The sequence below is a fragment of the Roseomonas sp. TAS13 genome (assembly GCF_001950415.1).
In the GTDB taxonomy this organism is placed as follows: Bacteria; Pseudomonadota; Alphaproteobacteria; order Acetobacterales; family Acetobacteraceae; genus Roseomonas; species Roseomonas mucosa.
In genome coordinates this window covers 1-2,609 of sequence record NZ_BDLP01000502.1, presented here as the reverse complement: position 1 = coordinate 2,609, position 2,609 = coordinate 1, and the positions used below count along the sequence as shown (strand labels likewise).

Below are 2,609 nucleotides of genomic sequence, written 5' to 3'. Positions count from 1 at the left end.
TGTCGCGGGCATCCCGACCGCGGTGATGGGCGAGGCGGGCGAGGGCGGGCCGGTGATCGCCATCCTGGGCGAGTACGACGCGCTGCCCGGGCTGAGCCAGGAGGCCGGCCTGGCCGAGCCGCGCCCGGTCGAGGGCCAGGAAGGCAAGGGCCATGGCTGCGGCCACAACCTGCTCGGCTCCGCTGCCCTGCTGGCGGCAGCGGCGGTGAAGGACTGGCTGGCGGAGAACGGCATCAGGGGCCGCGTGCGCTACTACGGCTGCCCGGCCGAGGAAGGCGGCGCCGCCAAGGGCTTCATGGTGCGCGACGGCGCCTTCAAGGATGTGGACATCGCCATCTCCTGGCATCCGGCGCCGCTGTCCGGCGTGAATGATGCGGTGAGCCTCGCCAACACGCGCATCGACTTCACCTTCACCGGCCGCTCCTCCCATGCCGCCGCCGCGCCGGAACTCGGCCGCTCGGCGCTCGACGCGGTGGAGCTGATGAATGTCGGCGTGAACTACATGCGCGAGCACATGCCGAGCCATGCCCGCGTCCACTACGCCTATCTGGACGCCGGCGGCATCGCGCCGAACGTGGTGCAGGGCTCGGCCAAGGTGCGCTACCTGATCCGCGCCGCCGACCTGAACGAGCTGAACGCGCTGGTCGCCCGCGTCCGCAAGATCGCCGACGGCGCGGCGCTGATGACCGAGACGACCGTCGCCACCAAGGTGGTCAGCGCCGTCTCGAACCTGATGGGCAACACGCCGCTGGAACAGGCGATGTACGACAACTTCCAGCGCCTGGGCCCGCCACAGTTCGACGAGGAGGACCGTGCCTTCGCGGAGGAGATCCGCAAGACGCTGAACGACGACGACATCGCCGCCGCCTTCCGCCGCGCCGGCGTGCCGGTGGACCGGAACAAGCCGCTGGCCGACTTCATCGTGCCGCTGCATTCCAGGGGCCGGGGCGGCGTCGGCTCCACCGATGTGGGCGACGTCTCCTGGGTGGTGCCGACGGTGCAGGCGCGCGGCGCCACCTATGCCATCGGCACGCCGGGGCATTCCTGGCAGCTCACGGCGCAGGGCAAGTCCGGCATCGCCCACAAGGGCCTGCTGCATGTCGCCAAGGTGATGGCGGGCACGGCGGTGGATGCGTTGCAGGACCCCTCGCTGATCGAGAAGGCCAAGGCCGATCTCGCGGCGCGGACGGCGGCCACCCCCTATGTCTGCCCGCTGCCCGCGGATGTGCAGCCGCCCATCCAGGCGATGAGCAAGGGCGTCTGACCGGACAGGTGGGGCGGCTCCGGCGGCTATTCCCGCCGGACCGTCCCCGCCTCTGAGGGGGTGGATCGATGCCCGGCCGGGGGCCGCCTGCCGCGGAAAGAGGGGCTTTTCCGTGTGGCTGGGGCAGATCTTAGCGAACCAAGCTTAAATCCAACGTGGAATGATGACTTTTGCGTGTGAATGATCCATAGGAATCACGTCATGCGGGTGGAGCGAGGTCGGGTTCATAGAAGCCTGAGACCGCCGCCCCCTCCGATGCCGCCGAAGAGGGTCCCCCGCCGCGACATGTTCCTGGACGCTCCGACCCTGATCCTGGCCGTCACCCTGGTGACCGGCACCAGCGCCCTGGCCTGCCTCATGTCCTGGCGGGCCAGCCCGGGACACGACCTGCCGCTGATCTTCGGAGGGGCCTTCCTCAGCGAAACCCTGGCCATGGCCCTTCAGTTCGACCGCTCCGCCCTGCCTCTGCTGGTGACGGTGGACCTGTCGAACGCGCTGGCCATCCTCTGCTCCGCGCTGATCTGGGCCGGGCACCGCCGGGCCGACGGGCGCGCGACCCCCGTCCTGCTGATCCTGCTGGCGCCGCTGGTCTGGCTCCTGGCCTGCCGGATCCCGGAATTCTACGGCCGCTACGACCGACGCGTGCTGCTGGCCTCGCTCCTGCACGGCGGCCTGTTCGCCGTCGCGGCCTGGGAGCTGTGGCGTGGCCGGGCCGAAAGGATCTCGGCGCGCTGGTGGATGTTCGCGGCGATGGTCGGCAGCGTCGCGGTCATGGCCTTCCGGGGTGTGGCGATGCTGGTGTCCCCCGATCCGGTGCGGTTCCACTTCCTGCCGGATCTCTCGCTCGGGCTGGTCCTGGTCAGCGCGCTCGTCTTCTTCGTCCTGCACGGCTTCGGGGCGGTGACCATGATCCGAGAGCGTGCGGAGGCCCATTACCGCCGGGAGGCCTGCAGCGACCCGCTGACCGGCTTGCCGAACCGCCGTCGCTTCGACCAGGCCTATGCCCATGAATTCGCGCGTGCGCGGCACCATGGCCGGCCGCTGTCGGTCCTCATGATCGACGCGGATCACTTCAAGGCCATCAACGACCACCACGGCCATCCGGAAGGGGATGCCTGCCTGCGGCGCGTGGCGAATGTGCTGCAACGCAACCTGCGCGACGGCAGCGACCTCGCGGCCCGGCTCGGCGGGGAAGAGTTCGCCGTCCTGCTGCCCGGGACCGGGCTGGAGGCGGCGATGGGCGTGGCGGAGCGGATCCGCCGCTCCATGCGGGCACAGGGCATCCCGCACCCCACGGCACGCGGCGGCATGGCAACGCTGAGCCTGGGCGTCGCCGCCATGGCGC

General features: G+C 70.5%; 2 protein-coding genes. Both read left to right on the top strand.

The genetic code is table 11. The annotated features are described in order from the left end of the window. Positions 1-1,264 (top strand): amidohydrolase (locus ROTAS13_RS22750; protein WP_075823526.1); only part of this gene is annotated, 1,264 nt, incomplete at its 5' end. A gap of 285 nt (positions 1,265-1,549) precedes the next feature. Next, positions 1,550-2,609: diguanylate cyclase (locus ROTAS13_RS22745; protein ID WP_075823525.1), on the top strand; the 1,060-nt coding region annotated here is incomplete at its 3' end.